Source organism: Gelatiniphilus marinus, assembly GCF_042684345.1.
Lineage (GTDB): Bacteria > Bacteroidota > Bacteroidia > Flavobacteriales > Flavobacteriaceae > Gelatiniphilus > Gelatiniphilus marinus.
The window spans coordinates 651,716-667,894 of the sequence record NZ_JBHULK010000001.1 but is presented as its reverse complement, the minus strand read 5'-3'; the positions used below and the strand labels follow the sequence as shown (position 1 = coordinate 667,894).

7 protein-coding genes are annotated in these 16,179 nt (G+C 36.3%); 5 read left to right on the top strand and 2 right to left on the bottom strand.

Features of this window, described 5'->3' with window-relative positions; all coding sequences use genetic code 11:
- Nucleotides 1-226: 226 nt before the first annotated feature.
- A complete protein-coding gene (locus ACFSQS_RS02845) occupies nucleotides 227-748 on the top strand; it encodes a DUF7935 family protein (protein ID WP_388013780.1) in 522 nt (173 codons plus the stop codon).
- On the opposite strand, the gene ACFSQS_RS02840 is transcribed toward ACFSQS_RS02845, so the two are convergent.
- Complete coding sequence (locus tag ACFSQS_RS02840; protein WP_388013777.1) at nucleotides 740-1,663, bottom strand: patatin-like phospholipase family protein; 924 nt, start codon at nucleotides 1,661-1,663, stop codon at nucleotides 740-742. The genes ACFSQS_RS02845 and ACFSQS_RS02840 overlap by 9 nt on opposite strands.
- Nucleotides 1,664-1,864: 201 nt before the next feature.
- On the opposite strand from ACFSQS_RS02840, the gene ACFSQS_RS02835 reads away from it, so the two are divergent.
- Nucleotides 1,865-7,951 carry a PKD domain-containing protein gene (locus tag ACFSQS_RS02835; RefSeq protein ID WP_388013774.1) on the top strand — a complete coding sequence of 2,029 codons (6,087 nt, stop codon included), beginning with the start codon at nucleotides 1,865-1,867 and terminating at the stop codon, nucleotides 7,949-7,951.
- Between the two features lie 9 nt (nucleotides 7,952-7,960).
- Nucleotides 7,961-8,956 (top strand): PorP/SprF family type IX secretion system membrane protein, encoded by a 996-nt coding sequence (locus ACFSQS_RS02830; protein WP_388013771.1) that lies wholly within the window; start codon nucleotides 7,961-7,963, stop codon nucleotides 8,954-8,956.
- Between the two features lie 147 nt (nucleotides 8,957-9,103).
- Here ACFSQS_RS02830 and ACFSQS_RS02825 read toward each other — a convergent pair whose 3' ends face one another.
- Nucleotides 9,104-11,071 carry a M1 family metallopeptidase gene (locus ACFSQS_RS02825; RefSeq protein ID WP_388013768.1) on the bottom strand — a complete coding sequence of 656 codons (1,968 nt, stop codon included), beginning with the start codon at nucleotides 11,069-11,071 and terminating at the stop codon, nucleotides 9,104-9,106.
- A 109-nt stretch (nucleotides 11,072-11,180) separates the two neighbouring features.
- Here ACFSQS_RS02825 and ACFSQS_RS02820 point away from each other — a divergent pair, with 109 nt between their 5' ends.
- Both ACFSQS_RS02820 and ACFSQS_RS02815 read left to right on the top strand, forming a co-directional pair.
- Nucleotides 11,181-13,718, top strand: coding sequence for a DUF559 domain-containing protein (locus ACFSQS_RS02820; protein ID WP_388013765.1), 2,538 nt, complete (start codon nucleotides 11,181-11,183; stop codon nucleotides 13,716-13,718).
- A 216-nt stretch (nucleotides 13,719-13,934) separates the two neighbouring features.
- Nucleotides 13,935-16,100 (top strand): endonuclease MutS2, encoded by a 2,166-nt coding sequence (locus ACFSQS_RS02815; RefSeq protein ID WP_388013762.1) that lies wholly within the window; start codon nucleotides 13,935-13,937, stop codon nucleotides 16,098-16,100.
- The last annotated feature ends 79 nt before the right edge of the window (nucleotides 16,101-16,179 follow it).

Genomic DNA, 16,179 nt, shown 5'->3' with positions numbered 1-16,179 from the left:
TTCATTTTAAGCTGTGAAATTAACCATTGTTGCGCTTTTTTTTAAGCCTAATTATCAATAATTATAAACAATCGATTCTTGCGGATGTTTCTATTGAGCTTTTGAGGATTGGCCGGCAGCCCGATTTTAAAATGACCGTAGGTTTTAAATGGGCCTATTTAAAAGATTGTTTTATATTTGATTTTGAAATCCTGAAAGAAACAAAACGCTTAATCTCTTATTTTTTATGGACGCATCACGTATTTTAGATTTATTTTTATTCGCTATTCCCTCGTTAATCGTCGGACTTATTGCTTATTATTTTTTTAAAGAACACACTAAAAACGAAGATGGCCGAAGACGCTTTTTATTAAAAAAAGATTTACAGGTTTCGGCTATGCCATTACGCCTTCAAGCTTATGAAAGGTTGGCATTGTTTTTAGAACGGATTTCACCAAATCAATTAATGGTTAGGGTTACCCCAGTATCTTCAAGTAAAGAAGATTACGAGATGTTACTTATACAAAACATTGAACAAGAAATGCAGCATAATATAGCGCAGCAAATTTATGTTAGCGAAAAATGTTGGAGTGTAATTTCTGCAGCTAAAAACGCTACAATTCAGCTAATTAGAAAAGCGAGCCTGCTTGAAAAAACCGATACAGCAAACAAGCTTAGAGAAGTGGTTTTAACCGAAATGATGGAACGCCGTGCACCAAGCGATGCGGCATTATCTTTTATAAAAGATGAAGTATCGGATTTATGGTAGGGTATCTTCCATTCGCAGCTCGTTGGACCGCGCTTGCTCAAATTTTTGTTTGGCATAATAATACCCTTGCTGCCACCAAGACGTCATTGATTTTTTATTGAAAACCAAAGAGTTTTCGGTTAGTTTTGAAGGTGTGTAATATAGGTTTAGCTGTACGTTTTTGTTTTTTGCGGCCAGCTTGCCAATGGTAATATCGTTGCGTTCTACCTGGTCCAAAAGGTGCCCGAATAAATTAAGCATCAACGAGAACGGGTTTTTACCAAGCACTTTATTGTAGGCCATACTTTCAGATTCCAAGATAATGGCATCGATTTCCGTGGCACCTCTTAATATAGCTTCGCGAATGGGCACCACGCAGCCAAAGGCGCCATCGGCATATTCAAATCCGTTTTTTTTCACTAAAGACATAAAGGGAATGTAATTACACGAAATCCAAATCCAATCGCAAAACTCATCATAGCTAAAATCTTTTATCGATTTGTATTCCACACGGTTTTTAGATAGATTGGACACCGTAACCACAACATCGTCTTTGGTTTCACGTATTAATTTAAATTCATCGTAAGTAAAATGCTTTTTTAAATACCGCCGTAGTGCTTTGCTTTCTCCAAAAGTCCGTTTCATCTTTATAAACTGCCAAAGCGAGTTTAAGAAATCTATAGACACAAACTCCCTGTCTCCTTTTTTTCGAACCACAAAAGGGTTTACACTAAAAATGTTGCGTTGGTTAACATTTGTAAATACCTTATGTATTTTATCGATTTTGCCAACGGCCAAGTGCGGAATTAACAAACTCCCGGTAGATGTACCCAAAAACATATCGTAATCTCTACCTTCTTGTTTTATTAAATATTCGGCAACACCGCCTGCATAAGCACCTTTGCTGCCACCTCCAGAAATAACCAATGCCCTCATTTTTATTTTTTAATGTAAATATAAATAAGAACAGATAAAAAATGGGGTTTAATTAATTTAAAGTTGCCTTCTGCGAGATTAAAAAAACTTGTCCCCAATAATGGGTATTTTATAGAAAAACTGAATATATGTTGGTTAAAGATGATGTATCGTAAAAAAGAATATCTATTTTAGTAACAGCTATTAACCCAATTAACTTAGATGAGACATCAATATTTTCTAGGTATATTATCATTTTTTATAATTACCATTTCCATTTTTGCATATAATGAAAAGGTGAAACCAAGTAAGCCAAACAACTTGAACGCTTTAAATTTGTTAACTACTGCTTTACCACCATCTGCAACAATTTCTGGTACAACCCAAGTTTGTAAAGATGAAGTAACCCTACCCCAAATACGGTTTACAGGCTCTAGTGGCACAACGCCTTATACATTTACTTACACCCTAAACGGTGGAGCAAATCAAACCATAACAACTGTTGGCAGCAATAGTATTGCAAATCTTCCGGTAAGCACCAATACTATTGGGGTTTTTGTTTACGAACTTATTTCGGTTACCGATGGTGTTGGAGACACAACCAACGAAAGTGGAACAGCTACCGTAACCGTAACAGAACCCGTTGTAGATTTTACTTTTAACAATGCTGGAACTTGCGCAGGAACACCTGTAGATTTTGTATCGAACGTTACCGGTAGTGCTCCCTTTACTTACAGTTGGAGTTTTGGTGATGGCAATACATCAACAGCAGCAAACCCTACACATGAGTTTGATGTTGTGGGTTGTGGTAGCCAGAATTTAAGCGTTACACTAACTGTTACAGACTCAAACGGATGCACAGACACCATTACAAAATCTATATTAGTCCAAGAAAAACCAAGATTAGAATTTAGAGATATAGATAACCCTTTTGATCCTTTTAACAATTGCGGAAACAATACTACAGACCCCTCATTTACCATTAATGTTGGTATTGACAATGTTTCTGCTGGCTGTATAAACTCTTATAATGTAAATTGGGGCGATGGCAGCACACAAACCAATGTTACATTTCCTGCAACACACACTTACACGCAGTTAGGCTCTTTTAATATGGAAATTACTGGCATTGGAAGCAATTGCGATAACACAGTTACTTATTTAATTAAAAACTCCAGCAATCCAACTGGGTCTATTGTAAACCCAGGGAATACAGTTAATTTATGCACGCCCATTACTCCTTTAGAGTTTGCTATTGGCTCTTGGGGCACCAACCCACCAGACACCAATTATACTGTAGATTTTGGAGATGGTACTATTGAAAACTATACACAAGCACAACTAGAGGCTTCAATATATTATAATGCAGGAGACCCTGCAAACTCGCAAGATTTCCCCATTCCGCATACGTACACAGAAACCAGTTGCCCCTTTAGTTATACCGTTTTTTTAAATATTACAACATCGTGCGGACAAACCAATTTAACCGCTGGTCCTATTATCATTTTAAGAAGACCAGAAGTCGATTTTGAAGATCCGCCCATAAGCTGCGTAGATACCGCGGTACAGTTTGTAAACAATTCATTAGATGGCTATAGCAATAATTGTAGTGTTAATGATGGATTTTATTGGGATTTTGGTGATGGCGCAACATCAACATTAAGAGATCCAAGCCATATTTATACAGCACCCGGAACTTACACCGTTTCGTTATATGCTGAAAACTCTTGTGGCGTAACCAATACAGTAACAAAAACCATATGTATCGAACCAGAATTAACACCTGCATTTACTTTAAATACCAATAACGGATGCTCGCCTTTAGATGTGCAGGTAACCAACACCACCAATTTAAGTTTAAGTTGCGGTACCGAGGAATATTTATGGGAAGTTGCTTATGCTTCTGGTTTTTGCGGTACAGCACCACCAAGTTGGAGTTTTACAAACGGAACAGATGAAAACTCAGCAGCTCCATCAATTAGTTTTGTAACTGCCGGAATTTATACCCTAACACAAACCATAACAAATTCTTGTGGCAGTAATTCTATTTCTGAAACTATAGAAGTTAAACAACCACCAACTGCAGCTATAAATAGTATTGCTGATTTTTGTGATACAGCTTCATTTAATCCTGTTGCGGTAGTTGATAATTGCGCGCCAACTTCGGAAACCATAACGTATAATTGGAGTTTCCCCGGCGGAAGTCCAGCAACTGCAAACACTCTAGACCCGGGTGCCATTACTTATGCAACTCCAGGCAACTATCAAATCACTTTCAATATAACAAATAGCTGTGGTACAACAACGGTAACTGAAGATTTTTCAGTAAACCCCATTCCAACCATAACAAACACCAATTTAACACAAACCATTTGCTCTGGAACAGATACAGCTGGAGTTGTTTTAACCTCAGATTTATCAAATACAACATACACATGGACAGCAACAGCACCCGCTGGAGTAACAGGGTTTATTGCTTCTGGGAATACGGATACCATTCCTGTTCAAACTATTTTTAATTCTAATGGCACGTCTGAAGATGTTACATTTACTATTACACCAACTTCTAATGGATGTACTGGAAATTCTATAAATGTTGTAATTACTATAGATCCAGCACCAAGGTTTACCAGCCAACCCCAACCAGAAACTATTTGTTTAAACGGTACTTTAAATCCGTTATCGGTTAACGTTACTGGAGCCGGCACACCAAGCTATCAATGGTACAGCAATACTGTTGATAATAATACGACAGGCACTATTATAACTGGTGAAACAGCAGCTACTTACACACCGCCAAATAACCCAACGGGCATTTTATATTATTACTGTATAGTGTCTTTTCCAACAGGAATTGGTTGTAATGAAATCACTTCCAACACCGCTCGTATCGAAATTGTTGATGGTCTTCAAATAGACACGCAACCGTTAACAACTCAAAGTTTATGTGTTGGCGGAGATATTAATACAGCGTTATCGGTAATTCATTCCGGAGGCACGGGTGCAATAACCTATCAATGGTATGCAAATACTACAAATTCTAATACTGGCGGCACACTAATTACAGGAGCTACTAATATCACTTATACACCACCAACTTTCAACACTTCTGGAAATTATTATTACTATGTGGTTGTTTCCTCTAGCGGAAATGGTTGCGGTGATATTACGAGCGATACTGCTGAAGTTATTGTAGTTGACGACCCCATTATTACAAGTCAGCCCATAGTTTCACAAGAATTATGTCAAGGCACAATTCCTCAAAATTTAGAGGTTGTTACTAGTGGCGGACTGGGAACGGTTTACAATTACCAATGGTATTCTAACACAACAAACTCAAATACTGGCGGAACTTTAATTACTGGCGCTACTAATAGCATTTTCACCCCACCAACAACCTCAATTGGTAGTCTTTATTATTATTGTGTGATTGCGCAACCAGATCCTGGGTGCAGCGTTACAAGCGACACGTCTTTAGTTATTATTAATGCAGCACCAATTTTTACCGCACAACCTATTTCTGAAACAATTTGTTTTGGTAACACGCTAAATACGTTGTCTGTTTCGGTTACCAATGGTGTTGGCACGCCAACCTATCAATGGTATTCCAGTACGGTTGATGATGTTTTTACAGGCACAGCAATTACGGGCGAAACCAATGCAACTTACAATCCGCCAACAACAAATATTGGAACTATATACTATTATTGTATCGTTACATTTTCGGCTGGTGGTTGTACCGAAATAACTTCACAAACAGCACAAATCACAATTAACGAAACCCCTGATATTTCAGATAAAGCGATAACTATTTGTAGCGGTGTAAACTTTCAAATTATTCCAGATTCTTCAACAGGAGATATTGTACCAACAGGAACATTATACACTTGGACAACACCAACAATTAATCCAATTGGTTCAATCACAGGGGCTTCAAACGAAAACACGCCGCAATCAGATATTAGCCAAACTCTAACAAACACTACTACAAATCCCGCTACGGTAACTTATACAGTAACTCCAATTTCGGGTATTTGCGCTGGCGCGGATTTTACCATTACCGTAACCGTAAACCCTTCCATAAGCATTATAACCAATCAAATAAACAGTAATTGTTATTTGGCGAATAACGGGTCGCTTGACATTTCGATAACAGGTGGCGTCCCTTTTTCAACAGGCAATCCGTATCAAATTTCATGGACGGGACCAAACGGATTTACAAGTACCAACGAAGATATCTCGAATTTAGAACCCGGTAATTACACGGTAATTATTAACGATGATGGCGGTTGCCCGTTTACAGAAACCTTCACGATAACAGAACCTGATGAATTGATTTTTAGCAGTATCAATTTCGACCCCGAAACCATTTCTTGTTTTGGCGCCAATGATGGCGAAATCGATATTAATGTTGCTGGTGGAACAACACCTTACACTTATAATTGGACCTTAAATGGCAATCCTTTTGATACTTCAGAAGATCTTTCAAATTTAGGTCCGGGCGATTATCAAATAACCGTAACCGATGCGAATAGCTGTACCCCAATTATTCAGAGTTTTCAAATTATCGAACCGCCCGTGTTGGATGTAAGCTTAAACAATCAGGTTGATATTATATGTTTCGGCGAAGCCACAGGAGCGATTAATATTGATGTTGTTGGCGGCAGACCTATTGAGATTTCACCCGGTGTTTTCGATTATAATTATGCATGGACTGGTCCAAACGGATTTACAAGTAGCTCACAAAACATTTCAAATTTAATAGCAGGAACTTATAATTTAACAGTAACAGATAAGTCTAATTGTATAGATACTTTAGAGGTTATTTTAGATCAATCCGACGAGATAATCATTGATTACACCGCTACTGAAATTGAATGTTATGGCGACAATAACGCGTCTATCACCATCAATAATATTTCTGGAGGAAATGCACCATACAACATTCAATGGAGTAATTTAGGCTCAGGAAATGTTCAAAACAACTTATCGGCAGGCACTTATGTTATTACCGTAACTGACGATACAAACTGTATTCAAACTGCAACTATTGTTATTGACGAAGCACCAATATTCACTATAAATCCAATCGTAAATAATGTCTCTTGTTTTGGCGAAAATGATGCGCGTATTAGTTTAAACCTTGTTGGCGGTATCGATCCAGTTACTTTGGTTTGGGATGATGATGCCACCGCTGGCGTAGAGCGTAACAATATTGGTCCAGGTATATATACCGTAACCATTACCGATGGTACACCTTGCGTTATCACTGAAACTTTTACTATTACCGAACCTGCAGCTATAACTTTATCGGCAACTACAACCGATGCTTTAGATTGCGATGATGCTAATAGCGGCTCAATAAATACCATTATTACGGGTGGTACGCTTCCGCTTACTTATTCGTGGTCTAACGGAGCGACTACCGAAGATTTAACGAATGTGCCCCCAGGCGATTACACACTCAATATTACCGATGCCAATGGCTGTACAATTTCAGATAGTTGGACGATTAACAGGTTCGACCCGCTTGAAATTTCTGTGGAAACCATAACCGATTTCGTTTGCGACACACGATATGTCAATCAATCCTTTGTAGCTCATGTAACTGGTGGTATTCCGCCATATCAAATCAATTGGTCTAGCGGAATAATTAGCGGAGCAAACAACGAAATAATGAATACGTCGCAAGATGGTTTAGTGCTTTTAGAGGTTACAGATAGCTTTGGTTGCACAACAAGCTTGTCTTATAATGTTGAAATTCCCGTTTTGGGCGATGCCGATTTTACTTTAAATTCAACTGCATTTAGCACTTATGGTTTTTATTCTATTGAAGACGAAATACAATTTACAAATACTTCAACTGGTGATTACCAAAGCATTTCATGGGACTTTGGCGATGGCAGTTTTTCAAGTGAAGAAAACCCGACGCACACCTATCTAACCGTTGGTTCGTATGCTATAACACAAACGGTAACTTACCCTTTTGGATGTGTTTACACAAAAACCATCACACTAATTATTGAAAAAGGATATGCCTTAATAATGCCCAATGCATTTACACCAAATAATGACGGATTGAATGATTTTTTCAACCCTTCATTCATAGGATTGAACAATATGAAATTAGATATTTACGATACTTGGGGCAGTTTAATTTATTCTGAAGTGGGTGAAAATTTAAAAGGATGGGATGGCAAAATAAAAGATTCTGAAGCTGAAAACGGCAACTATTATTACACATTTTCTGGCGATACCTTTTACGGAAAAACCATTACCGCAGCAGGTGCCTTTGTATTAATAAAGTAATTTATGAGAATGAAAATAAAGATATTATCTATAATAATCATCAGTTGTGTTTATTTAAAAATAAACGCTCAAGACCCAGTTTTTACGCAATACTTTCAAGTTCCAGAAACAATAAACCCTGGTTTTTCAGGGTTTGAAGACGCTACTTATTTCGGATTAATTCACCGAACGCAATGGCCTAGTCTAGATTTAAGAGTAGATACCGAATATGCTTTTTTTAACACTTGGGTTGAAAATGTTGGTGGACTAGGTTTTAGTATTTTAAATCAGCATGAAAACAACACCAATTACAACCATTTACAAGGTAATGTTAACTATGCTTACCATGTTAAATTAGCAAACGATTGGTATTTTAGACCTGCCATTGAAGTTGGTTTTGGCACCAAATCCTTTAATTTTAGAAACTTGGTTTTAGCCGATCAAATCAATATTGGTGCTGGTACTATAAATCCGGTGTCATCAGATATTTTTGCCATGAACGCCAATAGGAATATTACGTTTTTCGACTTCTCCGCTGGCTTTGTATTCGATAAAAAAAACACGAGAAACGACACCGATCTCTGGTTGGGCGCAACTATAAAACACCTAAACAAACCTAATATTTCGTTTGTTGAAAATGGCAATGTACCGCTGGATATTTTTTACTCCATTCACGCCAATTATAAGTTCCCGTATTTTGATTATAACGATATGCTTTTTTCGCTTAATTACATGCAACAAGGCGAATATAACCGATTGGATATTGGCACAGCCGTAAGATTGGAAAAACTCATGTTGGGTGCTATGGCTGTAACAAATCCTGCAAAAAATATTATGAACAGCCATTTATTAACCTCTGTAAATGCGTTTATAGGTTTAGAATTAGAGCGGTTTCGATTTGGGTTTTCTTATGATTTTAACACCTCTAAGATTGGAAGAACAGATGGCGTTTACGAAATTTCAATAACCTATTTAGCCGATTGTTTAATTTGTAAAAACCCTGCGAATGTTGAGCGGAGGAAATAATTATTTTAAGTCGAAAAAATCGTCATTGCGAATCACACTTTTTCGTGTGATGTGGCAACCTGTCCAATAGTATATTTTTTTATGATTTAATCTCAATTTAAAAGATTCTCGCGCTTCGCTCAGAATGACGGAAAACTGAAACACAGTTTAGTTTTCATCAGCAATATTTTTCAATAAATCTTTTGCAAATTTTGAAAATCGCCAATTATGATGCTTAGTTGCTTGTTTTAAATTGTCTTTACAATTATTATTACAAGCTTGAATTTGGGTTAAATATTGAAATGCGTTTTGCCTAGTTTCAAAACCAAAAATATCATTTGTGTAATTAGCCAACTCTTTAAAATATATGGGCTTGTTTTCAACTTCATAATCTTCGGTAATCAATGCTAAAGTTAACCAAAGTGTTCTTACATTTTTATCATTAAAACCGATAATTTCCTTGGTTTTATTGAGGTATTTATGTCGCTCTTCTAAAAAATTATTCCATAAATTAAATAATGCTATTTCGGTGGTTATATATGATTTATCATCTAAAAGCGATTCGTAATCTTGTTTTAATTCCAATGGGATTTTACGCATTGTTTTTGCAATGGCTTGACGCACTTTTATACTGTTTTTAAAATCTTGTTTTGTTATGCGGTTTGGTATTTGGTTTATGGTTTTAATTTTAGCTTCATCAGAAATCAACGAACTTAAATACTCTTTACATTTCGAGGTGTAATTTTTGCAATCAATTTGAATATATTGCTTTATAAATGAGGAGTTTGAATATAATATGTTTTCAATTTTTTCATAATTAAATTTAGCCTCAACCAACCATTCTTTTATAAATTGACTTAAATCTTTTTTAGATGTCTTTTCAACTTCATTTATAAAATCGTTAGTTTCAACATTCTTAAACTGATGTTTTTTTAAATAATTTTTAACCGCTTTTTTAAAAGCCTTATCGCCAACGCGCGCTCTTAAAATATGCAGCACCCAAGCTCCTTTTTTGTAAAAGGTTGTGCTACTCGATTTCGGGTTTAATAGCGACGTGCTCGCTCCTCGTCTATCTTGGTTTAATAATTCTTGGGCGTATTCGTATAATCGCCAATAGTAATAATCGTCTCCAAAAATATCTTTTTCTGCTAATAAGGCATAATAGGTTGCAAACCCCTCTTGTAACCAATGGTGCGTTCCAGATTTTGCCGTAACCAAATTTCCAAACCATTGGTGTGCTAATTCGTGTGCATTTATATTAACATAATTTTTATCGACAAACCCAATAGAATCAACAACAAAAGAATCAGCAAAAATGGTGGTTCCCGTGTTTTCCATTCCGGCATACAAAAAATCTTTTACTGGCACTTGTTTGTAATTTTGCCACGGATACGGGACACCAATTTCATCTTCTAAAAAATCGAACATTTGTTTGGTGTAGCGGTATGTGGGTTCAAATTTTAATGAATCCTCGGGGTAATAATACATTTCTAAAGGCACACCGCTTTTTGAGTATTCTACTTTTTTATTGTATTTACCAATGGCTAAAGCAACTAAGTAGCTGGACATGGGTTTTTGCATGTTGTAATGCCATGTGGTTGTGGATTCGTTGATTTGTTTATCTGTTAGCTTCCCGTTGGCGATGACTTGATAATCAGAATTAAAAGTGATTGATAAATCGAATTCAATTTTTTCATTCATATCGTCAACACTTGGCAGCCAATTGCTTGTATATTTTCCTTGTCCTTGGGTCCAGACTTGCCCTGAGCTTGTCGAAGGGTTTGCCCAATCAACAAAATACATGGTTTTTTGTGGAGTGGTTTTCCAAACTATTTCAACCTTATGAGTGCTGTTTGCTTTAAAAGAATGTTTTATAATAAGCTGTTTTCCATTATATAAGTTATCTTCAAATTTATTGTCCAGTTTATATTTAATTTCTCTAAAATTTCTAGCATCAATAAAAATGGAATCGACATCTTTTAAAATTTTAAATTCATAAGTAACAAGTCCCTCAATTTCTTTTTTAATTAAATCACTAAAAATTATTTCGGCTTTTGCTGTTTTAAAATCGACATATTTGGTTTGTTGGGAGAAAGAAAAGAAAGTGAGAAAGAAAGAGACTAAAAAATATTTCATAAATAAGCTAAAATAACGATGATACTAAAATACAATTTTTAATAAGAATCTGATAAGTTACAACTTGATAAGATTTTCACTTTCGTGAGAATTAATTAATTTCGCTTTTATGAGTGTTAACCTTCAAACTCCCATAGATTATTTAAAAGGCGTTGGCCCAAATCGTGCCGATTTATTGCGCAAGGAGTTGGGCATTCATACCTATCAAGACTTAATTAACTTATTTCCAAATAGATATATTGACCGTACGCAGTATTACAAAATCAACCAATTACAACGCAATAATGCCGATGTACAAGTTGTTGGTAAAATAACAGGGTTTAAAGAGGTGGCGCAAAAACGGGGAAAACGATTGGTGGCGACTTTTCAAGACGATTCTGGCACCATGGAGCTCGTTTGGTTTCGCAGTCAAAAATGGATTCGAGAAAACCTAAAACTCAATAAACCTTATGTGGCTTTTGGCAAAACCAATTGGTTTTCTGGAAAATTTAATATGGCACACCCCGATTTAGAACTTTTAGAAGACCATAAAAAAAATATGAGTTCCGGGATGCAAGCTATTTATCCTTCTACCGAAAAATTATCGAATAGAGGCATTAGCAATCGAGTGATGAGTAAAATCATGCAACAATTGTTTATAGAAACCCATGGGAAGTTTGCTGAAACCTTATCGGAAAATTTATGTTCAGAATTAAAATTAATCAGTAAAAAAGAGGCACTTTTTAATGTGCATTTTCCTAAAAATCAAGCACTACTTTCTAAGGCACAATTTAGATTAAAATTTGAAGAATTATTTTATATTCAATTGCAATTGATTCTGAAAAACCTCATTCATAAATCGAAAATTAAAGGCTTTCCTTTTGAAAAAGTAGGCGACTATTTTAACACCTTTTTTTCAAACCATTTGCCGTTTGAATTAACCAATGCACAGAAACGTGTTTTAAAAGAAATTCGTGCCGATTTAGGTAGTAATGCGCAGATGAATCGGCTTTTACAAGGCGATGTGGGTTCTGGTAAAACCATAGTAGCACTCATGTCAATGTTAATAGCACTTGACAACGGTTTCCAAGCCTGTTTAATGGCGCCGACTGAAATTTTGTCAGTCCAACACCATAACGGATTGCTTGAGTTATGTAAAAACTTGAATATCAGTATAAAACTATTAACAGGTTCAACTAAAACTTCAGAAAGAAAAAAAATTCATGAATCTTTAGAAAATGGCGAATTACAAATATTAATTGGCACCCATGCATTACTTGAAGACAAGGTGAAATTTAAAAATTTAGGACTCGCAATAATTGACGAGCAACACCGATTTGGAGTGGCGCAAAGATCAAAATTATGGAGAAAAGGCCCTCCTCAACCCTCCCATGGGGAGGAGGCAAAAGCGATACGCAAAAAATATATGACTGCTCGTCCATCTGCATATAATTTGATTAAGGAATTGCAAAAAGAAAATAAAAAACACAGTACAGAAGCAGAACGCATTTTATGGGAATGTTTAAGGAACAAAAAGTTAGATTACAAATTTAGAAGGCAACATATTATTGATGAATTTATAGTCGATTTTGTGTCGTTGGAAAAAAATTTGGTAATTGAAATTGATGGTGGCTACCACAATACAATTGAACAAAAAGAGGCCGACGATTTAAGAACCCAAATTCTCAACAAAATAGGCTTTAAAGTTATTAGATTCACAAACGAACAAATAATTGGCGACATTGATAATGTCTTGCGGTATATTACGAATTACTTGGAAAGCCTCCCCTCTGGGGAGGTTGGTGGGGCTTCTATCCCTCCACACGTTTTAGTAATGACAGCAACTCCAATTCCGCGCACATTAGCTATGTCTGTTTATGGCGATTTGGACATCTCAGTTATTGATGAATTACCCCCTGGAAGAAAGCCTATAAAAACGGTACATAGATACGATAATAACCGATTAAATGTTTTCCGTTTTATTCGTGATGAAATCGATAAAGGGCGACAAATTTATATCGTCTATCCGTTAATTCAAGAAAGTTCGGCCATGGATTATAAAGATTTAATGGATGGCTACGAAAGTATTTCCAGAGATTTTCCCATGCCAAAATATCAAATTTCCATAGTTCACGGAAAAATGAAACCTGCCGATAAAGAATACGAAATGCAACGTTTTATAAAGGGCGAAACCCAAATTATGGTCGCCACAACCGTTATTGAAGTTGGAGTTAACGTGCCCAATGCCTCGGTTATGATTATTGAAAGCGCAGAACGTTTTGGCTTGTCGCAACTTCACCAATTACGAGGTCGTGTAGGCCGCGGTGCTGAACAAAGCTACTGTATTTTAATGACGGGGCATAAACTGAGTAACGACAGCAAAACACGCATGGAAACTATGGTAAAAACCAATGATGGTTTTGAAATTGCCGAAGTAGATTTGCGTTTACGTGGTCCCGGAGATATTATGGGCACACAACAAAGTGGCGTACTAAATTTAAAAATTGCCGATATTATTAAGGACAACGATATTTTACAAAGTGCCAGATTCTATGCTAAAAAGGTGCTTCAAAACGATCCCACTTTAGAAAAACCACAAAATAGTACGCTACTAAATACTTACAAACAAATGGGCAAATACAAGAATATTTGGAATTATATTAGCTAAAAGCCCAATCGGGATAGATTGAGCCTAAAAACTGATGGTAGTTTGATTGATGATTTATTATAGTCCTCAAGATAAAGACTAATTAAAACCGCTAGTGTTAGCGTTTTGTTAAAGAAACCCACAAAACTGTTAATTAACTATTTGTTAAGAAGCTTTTGCAGTGCTAACATCTCGTAGAGATTGCTTAAATTTGCTAGCCTTTTTATAAAATATAGAATGATACACATTCACGAAAAAACATTACAAGATTTAGAATTTCCCACCGTATTACAACAGGTTAGCGAACATTGCGTAACACCGTTAGGGCACGATAAAGCACTTCAAATTCTACCTTTCAAAAAAAAGGAAGATTTGCAAATGGCACTGCAATTAACTAATGAATATTTATCTTCTTTTTATAACGACAACCGTATTCCTAACCACGGATTTGATACCATTGCCAAAGAAATTAAGCTATTAGGCATTGAAAACACTTATCTGGAAGTACATAGTTTAAAAAAAATAGTATCCATTTCGTTAACCACAAACGACATTGTTGCCTATTTAAAAAAGTTTGACGAATACTATCCAAGGCTAAACGAATTTGCATCGCATATTGAAGTTACCAAAGTTATCATAGAAAAGGTAGATGCCATTGTGGACCGTTTTGGCGATATAAAAGACAATGCCTCAACGTTGCTTTTCGATTTGCGACAGGCCATAAACAAAATAAAAGGTAAAATAAATGCTAGTTTTTCAACAGCTTTAAACATGTATCACAATCTTGAATATTTAGACGATATTCGAGAATCGGTAGTCGATAACAAGCGTGTTTTAGCCGTAAAAGCCATGTATCGGCGTAAAGTAAAAGGGGCTATTATGGGCGGCAGTAAAACAGGAAGCATTGTATATATTGAGCCCGAAACTACGCTGCAATATTCGCGCGAGCTTAATAATTTAGAATACGAAGCCCACGAAGAAGTCATTCGTATTTTAAAAGAAGTTACCAATTTTATTCGTCCGTTTTTACCATTATTGCAACAGTATCAAGATTTTTTAATTGACATGGATGTGATTTCCGCGAAAGCGAAATACGCCAAATCGATGAACGGAATCCTTCCCGAAATTTCGGAAGATAGAAGTATGTTTTTACGTGACGCCTTTCATCCACTACTCTATTTGAACAATTTAGAGAAGAAAGAAAAAACATTTCCGCAAACCATAAAACTAAAACAAGACAGCAGGATTATTGTAATTTCTGGCCCCAATGCCGGCGGAAAAAGCATCACCTTAAAAACCGTTGGTTTACTGCAAGTTATGCTGCAAAGCGGCATGTTAATACCTGTGCACGAGCGCAGTAAAGTGTATTTGTTTGATAGGATTTTAAGCGACATTGGCGACAACCAATCCATTGAAAACCATTTAAGTACCTATAGTTACCGCTTAAAACAAATGAATTATTTTTTAAAAAAGTGTAACAAAAACACACTGTTTTTAATTGATGAATTTGGTACGGGTAGCGACCCCGAATTGGGTGGAGCATTGGCCGAAACGTTTTTAGAGGAGTTTTACCATCGGGAAGCTTTTGGCATTATAACCACCCACTACTCCAACCTAAAAATACTGGCCAACGAATTGCCGTTTATGCTAAATGCGAATATGCTTTTTGATGAACGTACATTGGAGCCGCTTTTTAAACTCGTTATCGGTCAAGCCGGAAGCAGTTTTACCTTCGAGGTGGCGCAGAAAAACGGTATTCCGTACAGTTTAATTAATCGTGCCAAAAAGAAGATCGAGCGAAGCAAAGTCCGCTTTGATGCTACCATTGCTAAGCTTCAAAAAGAACGCTCTAAACTCGAGAAAACAGGGCAATCCTTAAAATTGAACGAAAAGAAAAAAATCGAGGAAGCCGATAAATTAGAAGAAATAAACGCAAAAATCCAAAAGAAACTGGAAAGCTACCAAGAGTTGTACGACAGCAACCAACGGTTAATTTATCTGGGGCAAAAAATAAACGATATAGCCGAAAAGTATTTTGAAAACAAAAAGAAAAAAGCATTGATGGACGAGCTTTTCAAACTGGTCCAGATAGAAAATTCCAAACGTAAAAAAGTTTCCGCGAAAGCGAAAAAAGTAATCAAAGCTAAAGAAACACAAGTAAAAAAAGAGGCCGAAAAAAAAGTTGCCGTTATTAGAAAAAAGAAAAAGGCCGCCAAACAAAAAGCCATAGCAGAACCCAAGCCAAAACCCGTTTTAAAAGTGGGCGACCGTGTACGGATGGAAGATGGACGCGCCATTGGCAGTATAGATAAAATTGAAAAAAACAAAGCTGTTGTAAACTACGGCATATTTACTACCAACGTAAGTTTAGCGCAGTTGGAATTGGTTGAAGCCAAAAAGTAACAATCTGTTTTTCGTTAAAAATGCATAGACTTAGCATAGACAAGAACCCTTTTAAGGCTGCATTGCAATCTTATTTTAA

Excerpts from the sequence above, each read along its gene's own strand:
- ACFSQS_RS02845 (WP_388013780.1), top strand. The coding sequence starts at position 227 with ATGGACGCATCACGTATTTTAGATTTATTTTTATTCGCTATTCCCTCG.
- ACFSQS_RS02840 (WP_388013777.1), bottom strand. The coding sequence starts at position 1,663 with ATGAGGGCATTGGTTATTTCTGGAGGTGGCAGCAAAGGTGCTTATGCA.
- ACFSQS_RS02835 (WP_388013774.1), top strand. The coding sequence starts at position 1,865 with ATGAGACATCAATATTTTCTAGGTATATTATCATTTTTTATAATTACC.
- ACFSQS_RS02830 (WP_388013771.1), top strand. The coding sequence starts at position 7,961 with ATGAAAATAAAGATATTATCTATAATAATCATCAGTTGTGTTTATTTA.
- ACFSQS_RS02825 (WP_388013768.1), bottom strand. The coding sequence starts at position 11,071 with ATGAAATATTTTTTAGTCTCTTTCTTTCTCACTTTCTTTTCTTTCTCC.
- ACFSQS_RS02820 (WP_388013765.1), top strand. The coding sequence starts at position 11,181 with ATGAGTGTTAACCTTCAAACTCCCATAGATTATTTAAAAGGCGTTGGC.
- ACFSQS_RS02815 (WP_388013762.1), top strand. The coding sequence starts at position 13,935 with ATGATACACATTCACGAAAAAACATTACAAGATTTAGAATTTCCCACC.